The organism is Streptomyces hundungensis (assembly GCF_003627815.1).
GTDB classification, from domain to species: Bacteria; Actinomycetota; Actinomycetes; order Streptomycetales; family Streptomycetaceae; genus Streptomyces; species Streptomyces hundungensis_A.
Genome location: NZ_CP032698.1, coordinates 6,679,647 through 6,700,392 on the forward strand (window position 1 = coordinate 6,679,647; position 20,746 = coordinate 6,700,392).

The 20,746-nt window shown below is 72.7% G+C and carries 17 protein-coding genes; 12 read left to right on the forward strand and 5 right to left on the reverse strand.

The window, feature by feature from the left end; genetic code table 11:
* The first annotated feature begins 360 nt into the window (after nt 1-360).
* Nucleotides 361-576 carry an I78 family peptidase inhibitor gene (locus DWB77_RS29625; RefSeq protein ID WP_120724764.1) on the forward strand — a complete coding sequence of 72 codons (216 nt, stop codon included), beginning with the start codon at nt 361-363 and terminating at the stop codon, nt 574-576.
* A 133-nt stretch (nt 577-709) separates the two neighbouring features.
* Here DWB77_RS29625 and DWB77_RS29630 read toward each other — a convergent pair whose 3' ends face one another.
* Nucleotides 710-1,726, reverse strand: coding sequence for a phosphatase PAP2 family protein (locus tag DWB77_RS29630; protein ID WP_120724765.1), 1,017 nt, complete (start codon nt 1,724-1,726; stop codon nt 710-712).
* Nucleotides 1,727-2,226: 500 nt separating this feature from the next.
* On the opposite strand from DWB77_RS29630, the gene DWB77_RS29635 reads away from it, so the two are divergent.
* Nucleotides 2,227-3,906 carry an MFS transporter gene (locus tag DWB77_RS29635; RefSeq protein ID WP_120724767.1) on the forward strand — a complete coding sequence of 560 codons (1,680 nt, stop codon included), beginning with the start codon at nt 2,227-2,229 and terminating at the stop codon, nt 3,904-3,906.
* A gap of 73 nt (nt 3,907-3,979) precedes the next feature.
* The gene (locus DWB77_RS29640) at nt 3,980-5,173 is read left to right on the forward strand and encodes an acyl-CoA dehydrogenase family protein (protein ID WP_120724769.1); all 1,194 of its coding nucleotides are present in this window, start codon (nt 3,980-3,982) and stop codon (nt 5,171-5,173) included.
* Between the two features lie 94 nt (nt 5,174-5,267).
* On the opposite strand, the gene DWB77_RS29645 is transcribed toward DWB77_RS29640, so the two are convergent.
* Nucleotides 5,268-5,705, reverse strand: a complete 438-nt coding sequence (locus DWB77_RS29645; protein WP_120724771.1) for a cell division protein SepF — start codon at nt 5,703-5,705, stop codon at nt 5,268-5,270.
* A 641-nt stretch (nt 5,706-6,346) separates the two neighbouring features.
* On the opposite strand from DWB77_RS29645, the gene DWB77_RS29650 reads away from it, so the two are divergent.
* Nucleotides 6,347-7,252, forward strand: coding sequence for a S1 family peptidase (locus DWB77_RS29650; protein ID WP_120724773.1), 906 nt, complete (start codon nt 6,347-6,349; stop codon nt 7,250-7,252).
* Between the two features lie 165 nt (nt 7,253-7,417).
* Complete coding sequence (locus tag DWB77_RS29655) at nt 7,418-7,897, forward strand: hypothetical protein (RefSeq protein WP_120724774.1); 480 nt, start codon at nt 7,418-7,420, stop codon at nt 7,895-7,897.
* Between the two features lie 22 nt (nt 7,898-7,919).
* On the opposite strand, the gene DWB77_RS29660 is transcribed toward DWB77_RS29655, so the two are convergent.
* Nucleotides 7,920-8,816, reverse strand: coding sequence for a DUF4231 domain-containing protein (locus DWB77_RS29660; protein ID WP_120724776.1), 897 nt, complete (start codon nt 8,814-8,816; stop codon nt 7,920-7,922).
* 257 nt (nt 8,817-9,073) lie between these two features.
* Here DWB77_RS29660 and DWB77_RS39345 point away from each other — a divergent pair, with 257 nt between their 5' ends.
* The 4 genes from DWB77_RS39345 (at nt 9,074) to DWB77_RS29675 (ending at nt 13,321) form a co-directional block, all read left to right on the forward strand.
* Nucleotides 9,074-9,199 carry a hypothetical protein gene (locus DWB77_RS39345; protein WP_281280047.1) on the forward strand — a complete coding sequence of 42 codons (126 nt, stop codon included), beginning with the start codon at nt 9,074-9,076 and terminating at the stop codon, nt 9,197-9,199.
* Between the two features lie 139 nt (nt 9,200-9,338).
* Nucleotides 9,339-11,528, forward strand: coding sequence for a radical SAM/SPASM protein FxsBH, inactivated beta-hydroxylase extension form (gene fxsBH, locus DWB77_RS29665; RefSeq protein ID WP_174248646.1), 2,190 nt, complete (start codon nt 9,339-9,341; stop codon nt 11,526-11,528).
* Nucleotides 11,509-12,300 (forward strand): aminoglycoside N(3)-acetyltransferase, encoded by a 792-nt coding sequence (locus DWB77_RS29670; RefSeq protein ID WP_120724778.1) that lies wholly within the window; start codon nt 11,509-11,511, stop codon nt 12,298-12,300. The genes fxsBH and DWB77_RS29670 overlap by 20 nt, the downstream gene beginning before the upstream one ends.
* A 148-nt stretch (nt 12,301-12,448) precedes the next feature.
* Nucleotides 12,449-13,321, forward strand: coding sequence for a slipin family protein (locus tag DWB77_RS29675; protein WP_120724780.1), 873 nt, complete (start codon nt 12,449-12,451; stop codon nt 13,319-13,321).
* 17 nt (nt 13,322-13,338) lie between these two features.
* Here the strand turns inward: DWB77_RS29675 and DWB77_RS29680 are convergent, their stop codons facing one another.
* Nucleotides 13,339-14,400 (reverse strand): ABC transporter permease, encoded by a 1,062-nt coding sequence (locus tag DWB77_RS29680; protein WP_120724781.1) that lies wholly within the window; start codon nt 14,398-14,400, stop codon nt 13,339-13,341.
* Between the two features lie 162 nt (nt 14,401-14,562).
* On the opposite strand from DWB77_RS29680, the gene DWB77_RS29685 reads away from it, so the two are divergent.
* The 3 genes from DWB77_RS29685 to DWB77_RS29695 all read left to right on the forward strand — a co-directional run bounded on the left by DWB77_RS29685 (nt 14,563) and on the right by DWB77_RS29695 (nt 19,992).
* A complete protein-coding gene (locus DWB77_RS29685; protein ID WP_120724783.1) occupies nt 14,563-15,351 on the forward strand; it encodes a VOC family protein in 789 nt (262 codons plus the stop codon).
* Between the two features lie 118 nt (nt 15,352-15,469).
* On the forward strand, nt 15,470-19,027 hold the full coding sequence (locus tag DWB77_RS29690) for a DNA polymerase III subunit alpha (protein ID WP_120724785.1): 3,558 nt from the start codon (nt 15,470-15,472) through the stop codon (nt 19,025-19,027).
* Nucleotides 19,024-19,992: a DNA polymerase Y family protein gene (locus tag DWB77_RS29695; protein WP_120728410.1), complete on the forward strand. Its 969-nt coding sequence runs from the start codon at nt 19,024-19,026 to the stop codon at nt 19,990-19,992. The genes DWB77_RS29690 and DWB77_RS29695 overlap by 4 nt, the downstream gene beginning before the upstream one ends.
* 7 nt (nt 19,993-19,999) lie before the next feature.
* Here DWB77_RS29695 and DWB77_RS29700 read toward each other — a convergent pair whose 3' ends face one another.
* Nucleotides 20,000-20,641 carry a hypothetical protein gene (locus DWB77_RS29700; protein WP_120724787.1) on the reverse strand — a complete coding sequence of 214 codons (642 nt, stop codon included), beginning with the start codon at nt 20,639-20,641 and terminating at the stop codon, nt 20,000-20,002.
* Between the last annotated feature and the right edge of the window lie 105 nt (nt 20,642-20,746).

Sequence of the window (20,746 nt, forward strand, 5' to 3'; positions counted from 1 at the left end):
GGGGAGCGGTGCGGGGCGTCACACGTAGGGATTGTGTAAGGGTGCGGTGAATTCGCCACGGTCTTTCCATTGCGTCCCGCGGCCCGCCGACCGGGAATTACCCAGGGGTCCCGAGCTTCAATTCCGGTAATGGAAGGAATGCGTTCGCGTGGCCAAAAACGCGATGTGCGATAACTGGGCGAGCGGCCAGGAACTGCCCGTACGAGTGACGGAGTTCGAGGCGAACACGAGTCCCGATCCTGTGACAGAAGTGTGACTGGTGAGGCACTGGGGGCGGACAACGAGGGGGTTCGCGCGGGCCTCCGGGCCGGCCCGGACCCCCGCTTCCGTCCGCGTGGCGGCCCGCCTACGGTGGGGTGCATGGCACCCGTACCGTCCCACTCCGCCCATCCCGACGACGCCCCCGAGTCCTATGTCGGCCTCGACGCCGAGGACGCCGGGCGACTCGCCCGATCACGTGGCTGGACCACGGTGAGGTCGCTGCCACCGGGCTCGATCATCACCATGGAGTATCTGGCGGGCCGGCTGAACTTCGAGGTCGAGAACGGCCGCGTGCGGCGCTGCTGGCACGGCTGACCCCGCAGCCCTCCCACAGCCCCCCTGCCCCCGGAGCCCCGCGTTTCCCGCCGGGGCACGGCCCGGCACGACGAAGGCCCCCGGCTGATGCCGGGGGCCTTCGTGCCGTGTGCGTACGGTGCGCCGGGTGCCGTCAGCCGCCCAGGGGGCGGGCCGGGGCGGTGCGCGGCGCGCGCTCGGTGTGCGGGGAGCGCCGGGTGCCCGGGGGGAGGACCGCGGGCCGCTCGGAGCGGGCCGGCTGGTGGGGGCGGGCCGGGAGCGGCCTGCCGGGTCCCCGCCCGCCGGCCGCCGCGCCGACCGGCTCGCGCACCGGTGCGTCGTCCGCGTCGTGGCCGCGCTGCGGCACCATCGCGGGCGCCGCGGGGGCGGGCACCGGGACGGGGACGCCCGCGCCACGGGTCCGCCGGCGCTCGCGCACCTTCTCGCGCATCCGCTCGCGCACCGCGAAGACGAAGGCCTCCGCGCGGGCGATCAGCGGCTCGACCCAGGGCAGGGCGAGCAGGATGAGCAGACCGGCCGCCCAGCCGAGGAGCACATCGCTCACCCAGTGGGTGCCCAGGTAGACGGTGGTCGCCCCGACTCCCAGGGCGACCATGGCCGAGATGACCGACAGCCAGCGTCTGGCCCGGGGCGTGGTGGCGAGGTAGGCGAGGATGCCCCAGGTCACGACCGCGTTGGCGGTGTGGCCCGAGGGAAATATGTCGCCGCCGGCGAAGAGTTCGGCGGACCCTATGTGCGTCGCGTAGTGCGGACCGAGCCGTCCCAGGCCGAGCTTGACCGCGCCGACCGTCATGTTGAGCAGCAGAAGGGCCGCCCCGAGGGTCAGGAGCGGCCGCAGTGTGTGCTGGCGCCAGGAGCGCCAGCCGAGCCAGGCCATGACCATGACCGCGGTCGGCCCGCGCTGGCCGAGGACCACGAAGTAGTCCAGGAAGGCGTGCAGTTGCGGCCACTGCTCGTACGGCCGGTACAGCATGACCTTCCAGTCCAGCTCGACGAGCCAGGACGAGGCCAGCACAGCGACGACGATGGCGAGGTAGAACGCCATCGTCGCGCCGAAGAGGACCACGCGGTGACGGCTCATCCGCGGGATCTCTATCTTCGGTGGCTCGGGCTCCCGGTCCAGGCGGGCGAAGATTCGGTCAGTACGCACTCAATCGACGTTACAGCGAGTGAGTGACGGCCCAGGCCGATCCGGGGTCTTTGTGATGACGATGTGATGTGGAGTATGTCTCATGCCCGCCTTTATTCCCCGGGCCCCATCGAATACCCCGGGCCCTTGTCCTCTATTCATTCGTCCCGCTTCCACAACGGCCGTTTGTATCCCGCGGAATTGCGTTTGCCGGGCGGGTGAGGGGAATTCATCCTCCGGTCACCGGTCCGGTACGGAGCGTAAAGATCACTCGATGGTGGGATCGGGCGTGGCGCACACCACACCGCGGTCCCCCGTGACGTGAGAGGTGGGCCACGCGGGCCGGGGGCGAACTCGCGTACGCTGGCGAATCACTCGCCCGTCGATGCCGGGCCCCAAGGACCCCGATCAGGGCTGGTCACTGGTCCACCGGGCCCACCGAGCGCGAGAGTGGTGACGGCACGGTCCGCCCCGGCGCAGCCGTCCCGGACCGAAGGTCCGCAGTACTGGGAGGTACGTACATGACAGGGACGACCATGACCGGTGCGCGATCCCGTGCCCAGGCCGGCGGCGCCAACCGCTGGGTCATCCTCGTCGTCCTGTGTGTGAGCCTGCTGTTCGTGGCGCTCGACGCGACCGTCCTGCATGTCGCGATCCCCTCGGTCACCGAGGACCTGCGGCCGGGCTCCGTGGAACTCCTGTGGATCGTCGACGCCTACCCCCTGGTGTGCGCGGCCCTCCTCATCCTCTTCGGCACCCTCGGCGACCGGGTGGGCCGGCGCCGGGTGCTGCTCCTCGGCTACGGGATCTTCGGTGCCGCCTCCGCGGTCGCCGCGCTCGCCGATTCGGCGCCGGTGCTCATCGCGGCCCGCGCGCTGCTCGGCATCGGCGGCGCGATGATCATGCCCGCCACCCTCTCCATCCTGCGCGTCGTCTTCCCCGACCGCCGCGAGCGGGCCACCGCCATCGGCATCTGGACGGCGGTCGCCGCGATCGGAGCCGCCACCGGCCCGGTGCTCGGCGGCTTCCTCGTCCAGCACTTCTGGTGGGGCTCGGTCTTCCTCGTCAACATCCCGCTGATGGCGCTGATCCTGCCGCTCGGCCGGTGGCTCCTGCCCGAGTCCAAGGGCAGCTCCGACGGGCCGTGGGACGTGCTCGGCGCGCTCATGGCGGCCGTCGGCATACTCGCCGTGGTCTTCGGCGTGAAGCGGCTCGGCGCCGGAGCGGGCCTCCTCGACGGGCGCACCCTGGCGACCCTCTGCCTCGGCGCCGCCCTGCTCACCCTCTTCGTCCGCAGGCAGCGCCGGCGCGCGCACCCCCTCGTCGACATCCGGATGTTCTCCCGGCCCGCCTTCGCGACCTCGGTCGGCTGCATCATCGTCGCCATGCTGGCGCTGGTCGGCCTGGAGCTCATAGCGGTCCAGTACCTCCAGCTCGTCCTCGGACTCTCCCCGCTCCAGACCGGTCTGCGCATGCTGCCGCTGACCTTCGCCGCGATGGCGGCCGGCGCGACGGGTTCGTACACCCTGCGCCGCCTCGGCCCGCGCCGCATGGTCTGTACCGGCTTCGTGCTGGTGGCGGCCGCCGTGCTGCTCCTCGTTCCGATGGGGCAGACCGACTGGCCGGCGCTGATGATCGTCTCGTTCGTGACGCTCGGCTTCGGGCTCCAGACCACCCTCTTCGCCGCCTATGAGTCGATGCTCAGCGAGGCGCCGCCCGAGCGGGCCGGGGGCGCGGCCGCCATCGGCGAGACCTCCTACCAACTCGGCGCGGGCATGGGCATCGCGCTGCTCGGCAGCGTCATGAACGCCGCCTACGCGCCCGGCCTCGCCTCCGTCGCCGGGGTCCCCGCCGCCGATTCGGCCGCCGCCTCCCATTCGCTCGGCGAGGCCTACGACGTCGCCTCCCGCCTCGGCGGGCCGGCCGGCCACGCGCTGCGCACCGCTGCCCGCGACTCCTTCGTGCACGGGGTGCACGTCACGCTGTTCGTCAGCGCCGCGCTGCTGCTCCTGGGCGCGGTGGCCGGGCTGCGGCTGCCGCGGATCATGGACTGCTCGGTGGCCGGGCAGGCCCGGGACGCCGAGCCGGAGCCCGCGGCCGAGCCGGAGCCCCGCCCGGCGCGCCGGCTCAGCGTGAAGCTGCCCGCACCGGCGCGACCCTCCGACGGGGCGGCCGTGGAGTCTGGACGCACGCGACACTGACCCGTAACGTCAGCGCTCAGGTAATAACTAACACCGCTAGTTTTAGTTGAGCGAGAGCCGCGGAGGCGCCCTCATGTCCGCTCCTTCCTCCAAGCTGCCCCCCTTCGATGCGAGCGACCCGCTCGGCATCGACGACCTGCTGAGCCCCGAGGACCTCGCGATCCGCGAGACCGTCCGCTCCTGGGCCGACGACCGGGTCCTGCCGCACATCGCCGAGTGGTACGAGAACGGCGAGCTGCCCGGCATCCGCGAACTGGCCCGCGAACTCGGCTCGATCGGCGCGCTCGGCATGTCCCTGACCGGCTACGGCTGCGCGGGCGCCACCAACGTCCAGTACGGCCTTGCCTGTCTGGAGCTGGAGGCGGCGGACTCCGGCATCCGCTCGCTCGTCTCCGTGCAGGGGTCGCTGGCCATGTACGCGATCTGGCGGTTCGGCTCCGAGGAGCAGAAGCGGCGCTGGCTGCCGGGCATGGCAGCGGGCGAGATCATCGGATGCTTCGGCCTGACCGAGCCCGACCACGGCTCCGACCCGGCCGGGATGCGCACCTACGCCAAGAAGGACGGCGCCGACTGGGTGCTGACCGGCCGCAAGATGTGGATCACCAACGGTTCGGTGGCGGGCGTCGCGGTCGTATGGGCCCAGACCGACGACGGCATCCGCGGCTTCGCCGTGCCGACCGACACCCCCGGCTTCTCGGCGCCCGAGATCAAGCACAAGTGGTCCCTGCGGGCCAGCGTCACCAGCGAGCTGGTCATGGACGAGGTGCGGCTGCCCGCCGACGCCGTACTGCCCGGCGTCACCGGCCTCAAGGGCCCGCTCAGCTGTCTCTCGCACGCGCGCTACGGCATCGTCTGGGGCGCGATGGGCGCGGCCCGGGCCTCGTTCGAGGCGGCGGTGGAGTACGCGAAGAGCCGCGAACAGTTCGGCAGGCCCATCGGCGGCTTCCAGCTCACCCAGGCCAAGCTCGCCGACATGGCCCTCGAACTGCACAAGGGGATCCTGCTCGCCCACCATCTGGGGCGCCGCATGGACGCGGGGCGGCTGCGCCCCGAACAGGTCAGCTTCGGCAAGCTCAACAACGTGCGCGAGGCGATCGAGATCTGCCGCACCTCGCGCACCATCCTCGGTGCGAACGGGATTTCGCTGGAGTACCCGGTGATGCGGCACGCCACGAACCTGGAATCGGTGCTGACCTACGAGGGCACCGTGGAGATGCACCAGCTGGTGCTGGGCAAGGCGCTCACCGGGCTCGACGCGTTCCGCTAGGGACGGCCGGCCGAAAGGCGCCGCGCTCGGCGCCCCTCGCCGCGGTCCGCGGGGGGCGCCGCGGACCGGGCCCTCGGTGACGACTCACCGCGGTTCAGCTCTGGTTGAAGAAGCCGCCGGTCTGACGGCCGGCGCTCTCGCCGTTCACGATCTCGGTGTCGGCGGGGGTCAGCAGGAAGACTCTCGTCGCCACCCGCTCGATGGAGCCGCGCAGACCGAAGGTGAGACCGGCCGCGAAGTCGACCACGCGCTTGGCGTCACCGGCGTCCATCGCCGTGAGGTTGACGATGACCGGGACGCCCTCGCGGAACAGCTCGCCGATGCCGCGCGCGTCCCGGAAGCCGTCCGGAGTGACGGTGGCGATCCGGCGGCCCTGCTCCTCGGCGCTCTCGGAGGCCACCCGCACCCGCGGATCGGTCACCCAGGCCTCGCCGGGCTCGGCGGCACCCTCGGTGTACTCGTCGTCGTAGTAGCGGTCGTCGTTGTCCTCGACAAGCCCCAGCCAGGCACTGGCCTTGCGCACCGATCCCATGGACGCCTCCTCTCACTGCGGTCTGCTTCTTGGGTCTTCTTCAGTTCCCTATCCCTATGGTCGTCCATGATGCGGATACCGCGCCAAGTGGATAGTCGCCGCGCAGGTGATTCGTGACGGTACTGGCACAGATCATGTGGCGATTCGTCAGGAATCTTCTGGGATACGCCCGGTACGCGACACCCGGCGTAACAAAATTATGAATGTCCCTCCACATGAGTGACGCAGCGGTCGTACGGGTGAACGGGCGGCTCGACAGGATGCCTGCCGCACTGAAGAACGATGTCTGGTGGGGGTGCCCCCCTTCGCCCGCCCCAATCCTGACGGAGGCTCAGTTCGCGCCCGCCCCGGGTACCGGAGCGCGGCCCACCGGGGCGGACAGCCAACTCCCGCCCGCCGCGGCGCCCTTCCGGCCGGGCCCGGGAACGCACCATCCGCACCACCCGACCCGGGCGCGCGCGACCCCGCCGAGCCCGCACGGTAGGCACCCTTGCGCGGCCGGTCCCGGCGCCCCAATACTCCTCCGCAGCGCTTGTCAGGAGCACGGCTGGGCGTCTCGTCGCGCTGCCGTCCTCCCCGGCTGCGCCTCACGGGGTCCCCCCTGTTACCGGGCCCCTCGATTCCCCTCGGGAGGAAAAGAAGTGAGGATCAAGCGCACCACCCCCACATCCCCCACCACTCTCGCGAGACGCACCAGGCTCGCGGCCGTCGCCACCGGTCTGCTCGCCGCGGTGGCCGTCGCCATCCCCAACGCCGACGCCGCCCCCACGCGGACCTTCGACGCCGCGGCGCTCAACGCCGCCAGTGACGCCGTACGCGTCGCGGACGTCGCCGGGACCGCCTGGAGCGTGGACAGCGCCACCGGCAAGGTCGTCGTCACCGCCGACTCGACCGTCTCGGCCGCCGATCTCAACAAAATCAGACACGAGGCCGGAGCCAACGCGGGCGCGATACGCATCGAGCGCACCCCCGGCAAGTTCACCAAGCTGCTCTCCGGCGGCGACGCCATCTACACCACGAGCTGGCGCTGCTCGCTCGGCTTCAACGTCAAGAAGGGGTCCACCTATTACTTCCTGACGGCGGGTCACTGCACCGAGGGCTACCCGAACTACTACACCAGCTCCTCGCACTCGACGAGCATCGGCCCGACGGTCGGCACCAGCTTCCCGGGCAACGACTACGGCCTCGTGCAGTACACCAACACCTCCCTCGCGCACCCCAGCGCGGTCGGCAGCCAGCCCATCACCAGCGCCGCCAACCCGACGGTCGGCCAGACCGTCACCCGGCGCGGCTCGACCACCGGCATCCACAGCGGCAAGGTCACCGCGCTCAACCAGACGGTCAACTACGGCAGCGGCGACATCGTCTCCGGCCTCATCAAGACCACCGTGTGCGCCGAGCCCGGCGACTCCGGAGGCCCGCTCTACGCCGGCTCCACCGCGCTCGGCCTCACCTCGGGCGGCAGCGGCAACTGCTCCTCCGGCGGTACGACGTTCTTCCAGCCCGTGGTCGAAGCCATGAACGCCTATGGCGTGACCCTGTTCTGATACGGCATCACCCCGCGGCGGCCGCCCGCGCCCGAGCCCCCGTCCACCGGCAACCGGACGGGGGCTTCCGGCTGGACGTGATGCGCTGTTTTGAGAGGATGTGCTGGGGCGGGACGGAACACGGGTCCGCCGGTGACCGCAACCGGACACGCGGGGTGAGACGCAGTGAAGCGCATCGGAGTGACCGGTCACCGGGACATCCCGCCCGACGCCGTCGAGGAGATCCGCGACCGGCTGCGCGCGGTGCTGTGCGACCACGACGGCTCCTTGGAGGCGCTGTCCAGCCTCGCCACCGGGGCCGACCAGCTCTTCGCCTCGATCGCCCTGGACTGCGGGGCCTCCCTCACCGTGGTGATCCCGAGCGGCGACTACGAGAGGGGCTTCGCCAACGCCGCCGAACTGGCCCGCTACCGGGGCCTCAAACGCCGGGCGAGCCAGGAGGTCGCGCTCGACTACCCGCACTCCACGGACGAGGCCTACTACGCGGCCGGGGCCTACATCGCCGACCACTGCGACCGGCTCGTCGCGGTGTGGGACGGACTGCCGGCCCGGGGCCTCGGCGGCACCGGCGACATCGTGCAGTACGCCCGGGGCCTCGGCCGTCCCGTCACGGTCGTCTGGCGCGACGGCGCCCGGCGCGCCTGAGCTCCGCGCCCGATGCCGCGCCTCAACTCCGCAGCCGCGCCAGCCAGTCGGTGTGCTGGGGCGAGACGATGCGCTCGGTCTCGTACACGGCCTGCGGCCACTGCCGTTCGGTGACCATGTTCTCCATGGCCACATGCATCTCCATCAGGTCCTGCTCCACCAGCGAGTGCGCCGATATCAGCGGCTGGTGACGGCGGATCTCGCTCCAGGCGAGGCAGGCCGCGGCCGCGGCCGACAGCAGACCCGCCACGTCCACCCCGCGCGCCACCGAGAAGGTCTGGAGCGTGGCGAAGACAAGGGCGAGCAGGGTGAGCAGCGTGATCGCCGTCGACCACAGCCTGGTGGCGCGCCGGGAGGTCTCCTGGCGGCGCCGGTACCAGTTGCGCTGCTCGATGAGCCGGTCCCGTACGTAGGTCTCCTTGCGCACGGTGAACGACTTGCCCCGTAACTCCCGCATGCCGGGCGTCACCAACTCCCCGGAGGGGGGCTCCGCGCCGTCCCGGGGGTCGCGCCAGCCCACCTTCTTCAACTCGCGCAGCCCCTCTTCGACCCGGGCCACGAACAGCCCGTCCGGATCGGGGGCGTTGAGGTCGAAAGGGGCTCCGTGCACGGCGTAGCGCCAGCACATCGATTTGATGAACTCGGCTGCGGAGCGGTTGAGTTGCCAGTGCGAGGTGGCATGACGCCGGGCCGCCCCGAAACCGGCGAGCAGCACCCCGGCGTACGCGAGCGCGCTCAGCGCGCTGAGCAACTGGAAGTCCCCGCCCGCCTCCACCCCCGGCAGCGCCGCCGCGACCGCGCCGACGACGAGCAGCGAGAGCTGGGTCCGGGTCAGCTTGAGCGCCGACTGCTGCCGGCCGATCGCCAGCGCGTCCGCGTGGTGGAAGAGGCCCGGTAGATCCGCGTTCCGGAAGACCATGCTCTGCAATGGGCCGGGAATCGCCGTCACATGCACCCCCGTCTGCGGTTTTGCTTTCATCCCTGCACCATGCGGCAGTTGTGCGCTCCCTTTGCGCACTCCTTACGCCGGTGGGGATGAGAGTAAAGTCGTCCTGCCGACACTGCAACGGTGCATGTGCCGGTGCCACTGTCCACGCGCGGTTATCACTCACCCCAGGGACGAACGTGAAAACCTCCGTAAACACAGCCCCATTCACTGCCGCGAAGAAGAACCGGGTGCCCCTGGCCGAACTGGCCTCCAGGGACGCCGATCAGGTCACCGACAAGGCGCTCGACAGGGTGCTGCGCGGGCCGGGCGGCCACCGGCCCCCGGCGGGATCCCTCTTCAGCTCAGCGCTCTGACAAGCATGTGGTGGCCCGCACCCGCCGGGTGTGCCCGGCGGGGAGCGGGTGGCGGACGGGACGGGCGGGCCCGCCCGGGCAGCGGCCCGCGAACTCCCGTACCGGACACCCGAATTCCCCTTTTCGCTAAACTGGCGCAATGACAGGGCCCCTGGTCCCATTCCGCGAGATCGTTCTGAAAGTGCACAGCAGATGCGATCTTGCCTGTGATCACTGCTATGTGTACGAAGCCGCAGACCAGAGCTGGCGCGGTCGGCCCCGAGCCGTCTCCGAACAGGTCATTTCCCATACCGCTCGACGTCTTGCCGAGCACGCCGAAAAACACCGGCTCCCCTCCGTTTCGGTGATTCTGCACGGCGGTGAACCCCTGCTCGCCGGGCCCGGGCGGCTGCGCCGCGTCTGCGAGGAGCTGACCGCCACCATCACCCCCGTCGCCCGGCTCGATCTGCGCATCCACACCAACGGGGTGCTCCTCGGCCCGCGCTTCCTCGACCTGTTCGAGGAGTTCGGCGTGCAGGTCGGCATCTCGCTCGACGGCGACCGCGCCGCCAACGACCGTCACCGGCGCTACGCCGACGGCCGCAGCAGCCATTCCCAGGTCCTTGCCGCCGTGGCCCTGCTCCAACAAGCGCGCTACCGCCCGCTCTTCCTCGGTCTGCTCTGCACCGTCGACATCGCCAACGACCCGCTCGCCGTGCACGACGCGCTGGTCGGGCTCGACCCGCCCCGCATCGACTACCTGCTGCCGCACGCCACCTGGCAGAGCCCGCCGAACCGGCCCGACGGCTCGGCGAGCCCGTACGCCGACTGGCTGCTCGCCGTCTTCGACCGCTGGGACCAGCAGGGCCGCACCGTCCCGGTCCGGCTCTTCGACTCGGTGCTCTCGACCCTGCGCGGCGGCCCGAGCCTCACCGAGTCGCTGGGACTTGCCCCCGCCGACATCGTCGTGGTGGAGACCGACGGCTCCCTGGAACAGGTCGACTCGCTCAAGTCGGCCTACGAAGGCGCCGCCGCCACCGGATTCTCCGTGTTCCGGGACGACTTCGACGCGGTCGCCGCCCACCCCGGCGTGCGCGCCCGCCAGCGAGGCCTGTCCGGCGTCGGCGACCAGTGCCGCCGCTGCCCGGTCGTCCGCTCCTGCGGCGGCGGCCACTACACCCACCGCTACGACGCGGACCACGGCTTCGACAACCCGTCGGTGTACTGCCCCGACCTGATGGCCCTGGTACGCGGCATCGAGGCCCGCACCCCGATACCCGACCTGCCCGGCGCGGCCCAACTGGCCGACGCGGGGCTTGAGTTGAACCGTATGCTGCTGGCCCGTCTGCACGCGGCGCTCGACGGGCGAGGAGGGGCGCGCTGGGCACGGGCCTGGGAACTCGCCACCCGCCTCGACGGCCCGGGGCTCGACACGGTCCTGGCCGACCCGTACGCCCGCCGCTGGCTGCTCGCGACCCTGGAGGCGCTCGACGGCGCGCACCCCGACGCCATGGCGAGGGCCCACCGCCTCGCCGCGTACACGGTCGCCGCGGCCGTGCACGACGGAGCCGAACTCACCCTCCCCGTGCCCTGGACCGGCGGCCGGCTGCACCTGCCCACCCTGGGCGAACTGCGCCCGACGGCCCCGGCCGACCAGGGCGTGGCCGAGGTCGCCGTCGCCGGCCACGGCTTCACGGTCCGGCACGCCGGCGCCGAGCACCGCATCGCCCGGCCCGCCGAACCCGGCCCGCACTGGCGGCCGTTGACCCGGGTCGACGGTTTGGTCCTGGACGACCTCGACCCGTACCGCGACTGCTTCGAGAGCCCCGTGCTGCCCCGGCTCGGGCCGCGCGCGGCGGGGGAGTGGGGGCGCCGGGTGGCGCGGGCCCGCGCCCGGCTGGACCGGAGCGTGCCGCACCTCGCCCCGACCGACCTGCTCACCACGCTGACACCGCTCGCCCGGGGCGAGGGGCCCGAAGTGGGGCGCCACGGGCCCGGCGCCCTCGCGCTGCCCCTCGACCTCGCGGACGGCCCGCTCGCCGCCGCCCTGGTGCGCGGGGGGAGCCGGGCGAAACTGCGCGCCCTCCTGGACGTCGAGGACCTGTACGACATGGACGGGGCCTGGCGGCATCCGTCGCCCTGGGGGCCGCTCCCGGTCTCCCGGCTGCTCGCCGAGACGTACGAAGCGGTCGCGCTGGCCGCCTTCGACGGCGGGACGGCCCCGGCGGAGCTCGGCTCCGCGCTGGACGCCCTCGAGCGGGCGGCCGAACTCACCATCGCCGGAAAACGTCTGGTGCGGACCGTGCGCCAGGAGTGGGAAGAGGTAGCGCGTGCCCGAGAACACCGCTGAGCACCCCGGAGAACACCCCGCGGGGGATCCGGTCGGCCAACTGCGCGCCCTCGGGGTGCGGGAGGGCGGGATCCTCCTGGTGCACGCCTCGCTGCGCGGCACCGGGCTGCGCAGCGCCGTGCTCCTGGACGCGCTGCGCACCGTGCTCGGGCCCGAGGGGACGCTGGTGGTGCCCGCGTTCACCCCCGAGAACTCCGACACCTCCCCGGCCCATCTGGCCCGTCTGCGCCGGGCCCCCGACCCGGTCGCCTTCCGCGCCGCGATGCCGCCCTTCGACCCCGACCACACCCCCTCCCCGGGGACGGGACGCCTGGCCGCGCGGGTCAGGACCACCCCGGGAGCCGTCCGCAGCGATCACCCGCAGACCTCGTTCGCGGCGCTCGGGTTCCGCGCCGCCGAGCTGATGAAGGGCCATGCGCTCGACTGCCACTTCGGCGCGGAGTCCCCCCTGGCCAAGCTCGTCGCGGCCGACGCCCAGGTCCTCCTCGTCAATGTGGGCTTCGCGGTGTGCTCCGCCTTCCACCACGCCGAGTACCTGCTGCCGGCTCCGAGCCGCACCTACCGCGCGGTGATCAGGGACGAGAGCGGCGCGACCACCTGGTTCGAGTACCGGGACGCGGCGCTCGACGACAGCGACTTCGCCCGCATCGGCGCCGCGTTCCCCGCCGAGCACCTGCGCGGCGGCCCGCTGGGCAGCCGGGACGCGCTGCTCTTCCCGATCGGTGTGGCCGTCGAGCACGCGGCCGCCTGGATGGCACGGGAACGGCGCTGAGCGACGGCCGCGAGGAGGGCCCCGGGGGCGGGGGCCGTACCGGGCCTCCCTGCCGTACCGGGCCTCCCTGCCGTACGGGGTCTCCCTTTGGGGGAGCCACGGAGTTACCGTCGAGGTACACGTCCGATTCGGACCCTTGGGGGCCGTGATGGTCGAGGCACTGGTGGCGGCCGGCATCGCCGCCGGATCAGCCGGCGTCGTCTACGCGCTGGCCGCGGCGCGGGTCGTCAAGCAGTACGAGCGCGGAGTGGTGCTCCGGCTCGGCAGGCTGCGGGATTCGGTGCGCGGGCCCGGTCTGACGCTGATCGTGCCCTTCGTCGACCGGCTGCGCCGAGTGAACATGCAGATCGTGACGATGCCGGTGCCCGCGCAGGACGGCATCACACGGGACAACGTCACGGTCCGGGTCGACGCGGTGATCTACTTCAAGGTGATCGACGCCGCGGACGCGGTCATTCAGGTCGAGGACTACCAGTTCGCGGTCTCGCAGATGGCGCAGACCTCGCTGCGTTCGATCATCGGCAAGAGCGACCTGGACGATCTGCTGTCCAACCGGGAGAAGCTCAACCAGGGCCTTGAGCTGATGATCGACAGCCCGGCCATGGGGTGGGGCGTACAGATCGACCGGGTCGAGATCAAGGACGTGTCGCTGCCGGAGACGATGAAGCGCTCGATGGCCCGCCAGGCCGAGGCCGACCGCGAGCGCCGGGCGCGGGTCATCAACGCGGACGCCGAACTCCAGGCCTCCAAGAAGCTGGCCGAGGCGGCCGCGGTGATGTCGGAGCAGCCCGCCGCCCTCCAACTGAGGCTGTTGCAGACCGTGGTGGCGGTGGCCGCCGAGAAGAACTCGACGCTGGTGCTGCCGTTCCCGGTGGAACTCCTGCGATTCCTCGAACGCGCCCAGCAGCCCATCGCCGAGCCGGCGAAACCCGCGGCCGAGCCGGCGAAGCCCGCCGCCGCGGACGTGCCGGCGGCGCAGGCGCATTCCGAGATCGTGGGAGAGGACAGCGGCGGCGCGTGAGGGAGCGCCCAACTCCCTTACGGCGCAGGCCTGTTGGGCTCGTCCGGTGCGACGGGAGAAGCCCCCGCGCCCACCGGCGCGACGCCCGACTCGCGGCGGAACCCGGCCAGGACCAGCGTGACGACGGCCCCGAGCAGCGCCCAGATCGACAGCACCTGGAGCGGTCCGCTGATCGACTCGCCCCTGAAGTACGCGATGGAGCGGGCCGCCCAGGTGCCGGCGCCCGGAGGGAGCCCGGGCCCGATCGTCCGCCAGAACGGGGGAAGCAGCGGGTACGGGTAGGCGCCGCCCGCGCTCGGATTGCCGAGCACGACGATGACCAGGATCGCCAGGCCGATGCCGATGACACCGGCGAGGCCCTGGAAGGCGAGGGTGGTGGCCCCCACCGCGAACACGACCAGCGCGCCGAGCCCGGAGAGGCCCAGATAGCTGCCGGGCAGCGCACCGAGGACCGGCCCGATGATGAGCGCGCCGAGCAGTCCCGCGGCGATCGAGTACAGCGCGAGCACCGCGAGCCGGATCAGCGCGCGATGGGTGTTGGCGGGCCGGGCGCCCGCGCTGATCGCCAGGATCGCGGCGCACAGATAGCCGCCCACGCACCAGCCGACGACGAGGTAGAACGCGGACAGCGTCCGGGAGTCCTGCCGCGCCGCGGGCGCGACGTCGACCACCTTGACGGTGCGCTGCTGTGCCTTCTCGGCCGCCGTCGTGATCGCCTCCACGGCCTGCGCGAGCGAGGCGCCGCCGCCGCTCGCCACCAGCACCGTGTCGGTGGTGCCCCGCGGGTCGACGAGCAGGGCCCCGTCGATGCTGCGGTCGCGCACCTGCCGGGTGGCGTCGGCCTCGTCCTTGGCCGTGCGTACGTCGAGCGGATCGCCGGGCAGCGCCCCGAGGCGCTGGACGAGCTGCCCGCTGATCTGCTGGGGCGCGACCACGGCGAAGGGGATGTCCTTCGGCTCGGGGTTGTGGAAGGCGCCGGCGTACGACGCGATGAAGGCGACCATCAGCCCCAGTACGCCGATGACCAGCAGGGCGGCCCGCACGGAGACGGCGGTCTTCACCTCGTCGACGAAAGTCATGCCCCTACGCTCTGCCGCACCGTGCGCCCCCGCAGGCGGGGCGGGGCCGAATGGCTGACCCGGAGCGTCCCGCTGTCGGGGCGGGGCGCCCGCTGCCACGCTGGGATCGGGAGCCGGGGCCGTCGCCCCGGGCAGCGCACCGCACGCGACAGGAGCACCACCATGCTGACCTCCACTCAGGTACCGGGCGGCCTGAACTGGCTCGACCTCGGGACCCCCGACATCGACGCGGCCGTCGCCTTCTACACCGGCCTGTTCGGCTGGCGGTTCCAGTCCGCGGGGCCGGAGGCCGGCGGCTACGGCTTTCTGCGCCAGGACGGCAGGACGCTGGGCGCGATCGGTCCGCTGACCGAGGAGGGCGCGCGCTCCGCCTGGACGGTGTACTTCCGCACGGTGGACGCCGACGCCACCGCCAAGGCCGTCGAGCAGGCGGGCGGCACGGTCCGCGTCCCGCCGATGGACGTCTTCACGGAGGGCCGGATGGCCGCTTTCACCGACCCGGCGGGCGCCGAGTTCGCGGTGTGGGAGCCCGGGGAGACCGACGGCCTGGAGCTCGTCAACGAGCCCGGCAGCGTCAGCTGGATCGAGCTGTACACCACCGACGCGGCCGCGGTGAAGGCGTTCTACGGCAGCGTCCTGTCGTGGGAGACCCGTGACATGCCCATGGGCGACGGCCTCGGCTACGCCATCGCCGGGCCCGCGGGCGGCGGCGAGCGGACCATGCACGGCGGCATCATGCAGCTGCCCCAGGCGAACCTGGACGCCGGTTCGATCTCCGAGTGGCACCCCTACTTCGAGGTCGAGGACTGCGACGCCATGGTGGCCACCGCCCAGGGGCTCGGCGCCACCCTCATCATCGCGGCCATGGACGCCCCGGGGGTGGGCCGGATCGCGATGCTGCTCGACCCGTTCGGCGCCCCCTTCGCGGTGATCACCAGCGCCACGGGCTGACCTCGAACGCCCGCCGAGCTCCCCGGACGGGTATTCGAACAGGTGTGTCGCACGCACGTTCGAACTGGTCTATGGTGGAAGGGAGGGGGAGGTGAGAACGGATCGGTAGGAGGTGCGGATGACCGGCTTCACGCATCTGCACACCGTGTCCGGGTTCTCCCTGCGGTACGGGGCCTCCCACCCGGAGCGGCTGGCCGAGCGTGCCGTCGAACGCGGCATGGACGCGCTCGCGCTGACCGACCGGGACACCCTCGCGGGCACGGTCCGCTTCGCCAAGGCCTGCGCCAAGGCCGGCATCCGGCCGCTGTTCGGAGCCGAGCTCGCGGTGCCGGAACACCTCGGCGGCCCCGGGCCCGCCCGGGGCCAGGCCCGGCGCACACCCGTGCGCGGCGGCGCCTTCCTCGACGAATCCGCCCCCCGGGCGACCTTCCTCGCCCGGGACGGCGCGGCCGGCTGGGCCGAGCTCTGCCGTCTGGTCAGCGCCGCGCACACCGGCGGGGGCCGCCCCCTCCTGGCCCACGCCGACCTGCCCGCCCAGGGGCTCACCGTGCTGCTCGGCCCGGCCTCCGACGTCGGCCGCGCGTTGAGCGCCGGGCGCCCCGACCGGGCCGCGAAGCTGCTCGCACCCTGGCGGGAGCTCTACGGCGACGCGCTCCGCCTCGAAGCCGTCCACCACGGGCTCACGGGGACGGGCCCCGGCTCCCTGCGGCTCGCCGCACGCACCGTCGGCCTCGCCGCCGAACAGGGCGTACGCGCCGTCCTGACCAACGCCGCCCGTTACGCCGACCCCGGCCAGGGCCCGGTCGCCGATGTGCTGGACGCGGCCCGGCGCCTGGTGCCGGTGCGGCCGCCGTTCGACAGCGGGGAGCGCTGGCTCAAGGGGCCGGACGCCATGTTCAAGATCGCCGAACGGGTCGCAGAGGCGGCCGGCTGGCGGCGCGACGTCGCCCACCGGCTGCTCGCCATGACCGAGGAGACCGCCGCCGAATGCCTGGTCGACCCCCAGGACGACCTCGGCATCAAGAGCTTCGCCTACTTCCCCGAACCCCATCTGGTCGGCGCGGCCGACCGCACCCCCCAGCGGGTCCTCGCCTCCCGGGCCGCGGCCGGAATGGTGCTGCGCGGGTACGAGGGGCGGCGCGCGTACTGGGAGCGGATGCACCACGAGCTGGACATCATCGCGCACTGGGGATTCGCCTCGTACTTCCTCACCGTCGCCCAAGTCGTCGACGACGTACGGGAGATGGGCATCCGGGTCGCGGCGCGCGGCTCCGGCGCGGGCTCGCTCGTCAACCACCTGCTCGGCATCGCCCACGCGGATCCGGTCGAGAGCGGGCTCCTGATGGAGCGCTTCCTGTCCAAGCAGCGGCCGGTGCTGCCCGACATCGACATCGACGTGGAGTCGGCCCGCCGGCTCGACGTCTACCGCGCGATCATCGACCGCTTCGGCACCGAGCGGGTGGCCGCCGTGGCCATGCCCGAGACCTACCGGGTGCGGCACGCCATCCGGGACGTGGGCGCCGCCCTGTCCATGGACCCGGCGGTGATCGACAAGATCGCCAAGTCCTTCCCGCACATCCGGGCCCGCGACGCCCGCACCGCCCTGAAGGAACTGCCCGAACTGCGGTCCCTGGCAGGGGAGATGGAGAAGTACGGCAAGCTCTGGGAGCTCGTCGAGGCGCTGGACGCCCTGCCGCGCGGCATCGCCATGCACCCGTGCGGCGTGCTCCTCTCGGACGCCTCGCTGCTGCGCCGCACCCCCGTGGTGCCCACCAGCGGCGAGATCCCCCTGGGTGACGGCCAGGGAAGCGCCCCCTTCCCCATGTCCCAGTTCGACAAGGAGGACGTGGAGGACCTCGGCCTGCTCAAGCTGGACGTCCTCGGCGTGCGGATGCAGTCCGCGATGGCCCACGCGGTCGCCGAGATCGGCCGGGCCACCGGCGAGGAGCTCGACCTCGACGACCCGGCGCAGGTCCCGCCGGGCGACAAGAAGACGTATCGACTCATCCAGTCCACCGAGACGTTGGGCTGCTTCCAGATCGAGTCGCCCGGCCAGCGCGACCTGGTCGGCCGGCTCCAGCCGTCCACCTTCCACGACCTCGTCGTCGACATCTCGCTGTTCCGCCCCGGGCCGGTCGCGGCCGACATGGTGCGCCCGTTCATCGAGGCCCGGCACGGCCGGGCCCCGGTCCGCTTCCCCCACCCCGACCTGGCGGACGCGCTGCGCGACACCTATGGGGTGGTCGTCTTCCACGAGCAGATCATCGAGATCGTGAACATCATGACCGGCTGCGGCCGGGGCGAGGCCGACCGGGTGCGGCGCGGGCTCTCCGACCCGGAGCCGCAGGCGGGCATCAAGGTCTGGTTCGCCCAGCGCGCCGAGGAGCGCGGCTACGCGCCCGAGGTGATCGCCCGCACCTGGGAGATCGTCGAGGCCTTCGGGTCGTACGGTTTCTGCAAGGCGCACGCCGTCGCGTTCGCCGTGCCGACCTACCAGTCGGCCTGGCTCAAGGCGCACCACCCGGCCGCCTTCTACGCCGGGCTGCTCACCCACGACCCCGGGATGTACCCCAAGCGCCTGCTGCTCGCGGACGCGCGGCGGCGCGGGGTGCCGATCCTGCCGGTGGATGTGAACCGGTCCTCGGTCGCCCACACAATCGAACTGGTGTCCGGTACCTGGGGGGTGCGGCTCGCCCTCTGCGACGTCCACGGCATCAGCGAGGCCGAGAGCGCCCGCATCGAGGCCGGCCGGCCCTACGCCTCACTGCGCGACTTCTGGCAGCGGGCCAGGCCCGGCCGTCCGGTCGCCGAACGGCTCGCCCGGATCGGCGCGCTCGACGCGTTCGGCGCCAACCGGCGCGACCTGCTGCTCCACCTGTCCGAACTGCACGGCTCCCGCCGCGCGGCGGGCGGCCAACTCCCGCTGGACGGAGGCCAGTTGACAGCCCCTGCCGGGCTGCCCGACCTGGACGGGGCGGAGCGGCTCAGCGCCGAACTCGGCGTGCTCGGCATGGACGCCTCCCGCCATCTGATGGAGGACCACACCGCGTTCCTGAACGAGCTCGGCGTCCTCTCCGCCAAGCGGCTGCGCGAGGCCGAACACGGACAGACCGTCCTGGTCGCGGGCGCCAAGGCGGCCACCCAGACCCCGCCGATCCGCTCCGGCAGGCGGGTCGTCTTCAGCACCCTGGACGACGGCACGGGCCTGGTCGACCTGGCCTTCTTCGACGACAGCCACGACGCCTGCGCCTACACCGTCTTCCACTCCTGGCTGCTCCTCGTACGGGGCGTGGTGCAGCGACGCGGCCCGCGCAGCCTCAGCGTGGTGGGCGCCCGCGCCTGGAACCTCGCCGAACTCGCCGAACTGCGCCGCGAGGGCGGCCTGGACGCCGTCTCCGCGCGCCTCGCGGCCCCGCCCGAGCCGTCCGCCCCCACCACCGAGACCGCACCCGGGACGCGGGCGGACACCCCGGCCGGACCCGGGACCGACACCGGACCCGGGACCGACACCGGACCCGGGACCGACACCGCGCCCGGCCCCGCCACCGACCACGGCCGCCGCATCCACCTGTCCACCGGCTATGAACTGAACCCCTGGGCCGACCTGCGCCCGGCGGGCGAAGGGGTCGCCACCGGGCGGAAGTTGTGGCATTCGAGCCCGGGGAGCGCCGGATGATCCTCTGTGCACGCTTCGTCCTCGCCGACACGGGAGCGGCGCTCCCCGCGCTGGTCGCCCTCGCCGAGGGACTCACCCCGGTCGTCCAGGCCCTGCCACCCGAGGGCCTCCTCGCCGACCTCGCGGGCGCCGAGAAGTACTTCGGGCAGGACGCCGGACAGCTCGCCGCCGTCCTGCGGGTCCGCGCCCTCGCCCACCTCGGCCTGGACTGCGCGATCGGTCTCGCGCCCAACCCGATGCTGGCCGGGATGGCCGCCCGGGACGCCGGACCCGGCACCACCCGCACGGTGCGCCCCGACGAGGTGGACCGCTACCTCGCCACGAAACCGGTCCGCGCGCTCGACGGCGTCGGCCGCTCGACCGCCCGCACCCTGTGCGCGTACGGCCTCGACACGGCGGGGCGCCTCGCCGCGGCCCCGCCCGGCACCGTCCAGCGGATCCTCGGCGCCCGGCAGGGCCGCGACCTCCAGGAGCGCGCCCGCGGCATCGACCGCACCCCCGTCGTGCCGAACGCCTCGGCGCGCTCGCTCGCGGCCGAACGGGCTTTCCCCCGCGACGAGTTGGACCCGGTACGCCATCGCAGGGCGCTGCTCTCCCTCGCGGAGGAGCTGGGCGTCCGGCTGCGCGGCGCCGACCAGGTGTGCCGTTCCCTCAGCCTCACCGTGCGCTACGCCGACCGGTCCACCACCACCCGCACCCGCGCCCTGCGCGAGCCGTCGGCCCACTCGCCCGCGCTGGCCGAGCAGGCCTACGCCCTCCACTCGGCCCTCGGTCTGCAACGGGCCAGGGTGCGCGGCATCTCCCTGCGCGCCGAGGGGCTCATGGCGGCCGAACACGCCGCGCACCAGCTGACGTTCGCCCCCGAGGACGAGCGGGCCCGTCGCATCGAGGAGGTGGCCGACCGGGCCCGGGCCAAGTTCGGCCCCCACGCCATCATCCCGGGATCACTGTCGAAGGCGGCCTGAGCGAGGGTCAGGAAGCCAGCCGCTTCTTGACGTCCGCCACCTCGGGCCCGGCGTCGGCGGCCGGGACCCTCCAGCGGCTCTCGCTGCCGGTGGCGTCGGTGTAGACGAGCGTGCCGCCCGGCCCGGCCTGCTCCGGTGTCAGGTCGAAGACCTCGGAGCGCGCCTGCGAGGTCCCCGGCTCGATCGTGCCGACGCCGTCATGACCGGTCACCAGGACCTTGGACGCGTTGCCGTTGTTCTCGGCGACGCCCTGGCCGCCGGCGGCCATCCAACGCCAGCCTCGCTCCAGGCCGTTGGCGGGCTCCTCGTCCGCCGCGTTGGCGGTGAGCGAGGCGTCCTTGGTGGTGATGACGACGAAGGTGCCGAACCGCGAGGTCGCCCCGTCCGCCTGCCGGGTGTGGACGACGGCCGTCGGTGTGATCTCCAGGATGCCGACGAGTTTGACCCCCACCGTCCGGACCGGGGTGCCGAACTCCAGCGCGCCCTGTTCGGCCCCGGCCCCCGAACTCGGCGCCGCCGAGCGGCCGTTGGCGGTGCTCGTGGGTGTGGGCGCGGTGGTGGTGGGCCGGTGGTCGGAGCCGCCGCCCGGGCCGCAGGCGGTCAGGGCGAGACAGGCCGTTGCGGCGCTCGCGAGCAGGATCTTGCGCATGGTTCCCCCCAAGGCTGTGACACTCGCCGTGAACGTACCGCGATGCCGGGGACACCCAGCGTGAAGTGACCGGACTGGGACGAAAGGGGGCGCCGCCGTTGCGAA

Excerpts from the sequence above, each read along its gene's own strand:
- DWB77_RS29625 (WP_120724764.1), top strand. The coding sequence starts at position 361 with ATGGCACCCGTACCGTCCCACTCCGCCCATCCCGACGACGCCCCCGAG.
- DWB77_RS29635 (WP_120724767.1), top strand. The coding sequence starts at position 2,227 with ATGACAGGGACGACCATGACCGGTGCGCGATCCCGTGCCCAGGCCGGC.
- DWB77_RS29640 (WP_120724769.1), top strand. The coding sequence starts at position 3,980 with ATGTCCGCTCCTTCCTCCAAGCTGCCCCCCTTCGATGCGAGCGACCCG.
- DWB77_RS29645 (WP_120724771.1), bottom strand. The coding sequence starts at position 5,705 with ATGGGATCGGTGCGCAAGGCCAGTGCCTGGCTGGGGCTTGTCGAGGAC.
- DWB77_RS29660 (WP_120724776.1), bottom strand. The coding sequence starts at position 8,816 with ATGGTCTTCCGGAACGCGGATCTACCGGGCCTCTTCCACCACGCGGAC.
- fxsBH (WP_174248646.1), top strand. The coding sequence starts at position 9,339 with ATGACAGGGCCCCTGGTCCCATTCCGCGAGATCGTTCTGAAAGTGCAC.
- DWB77_RS29675 (WP_120724780.1), top strand. The coding sequence starts at position 12,449 with ATGGTCGAGGCACTGGTGGCGGCCGGCATCGCCGCCGGATCAGCCGGC.
- DWB77_RS29680 (WP_120724781.1), bottom strand. The coding sequence starts at position 14,400 with ATGACTTTCGTCGACGAGGTGAAGACCGCCGTCTCCGTGCGGGCCGCC.
- DWB77_RS29685 (WP_120724783.1), top strand. The coding sequence starts at position 14,563 with ATGCTGACCTCCACTCAGGTACCGGGCGGCCTGAACTGGCTCGACCTC.
- DWB77_RS29690 (WP_120724785.1), top strand. The coding sequence starts at position 15,470 with ATGACCGGCTTCACGCATCTGCACACCGTGTCCGGGTTCTCCCTGCGG.
- DWB77_RS29695 (WP_120728410.1), top strand. The coding sequence starts at position 19,024 with ATGATCCTCTGTGCACGCTTCGTCCTCGCCGACACGGGAGCGGCGCTC.
- DWB77_RS29700 (WP_120724787.1), bottom strand. The coding sequence starts at position 20,641 with ATGCGCAAGATCCTGCTCGCGAGCGCCGCAACGGCCTGTCTCGCCCTG.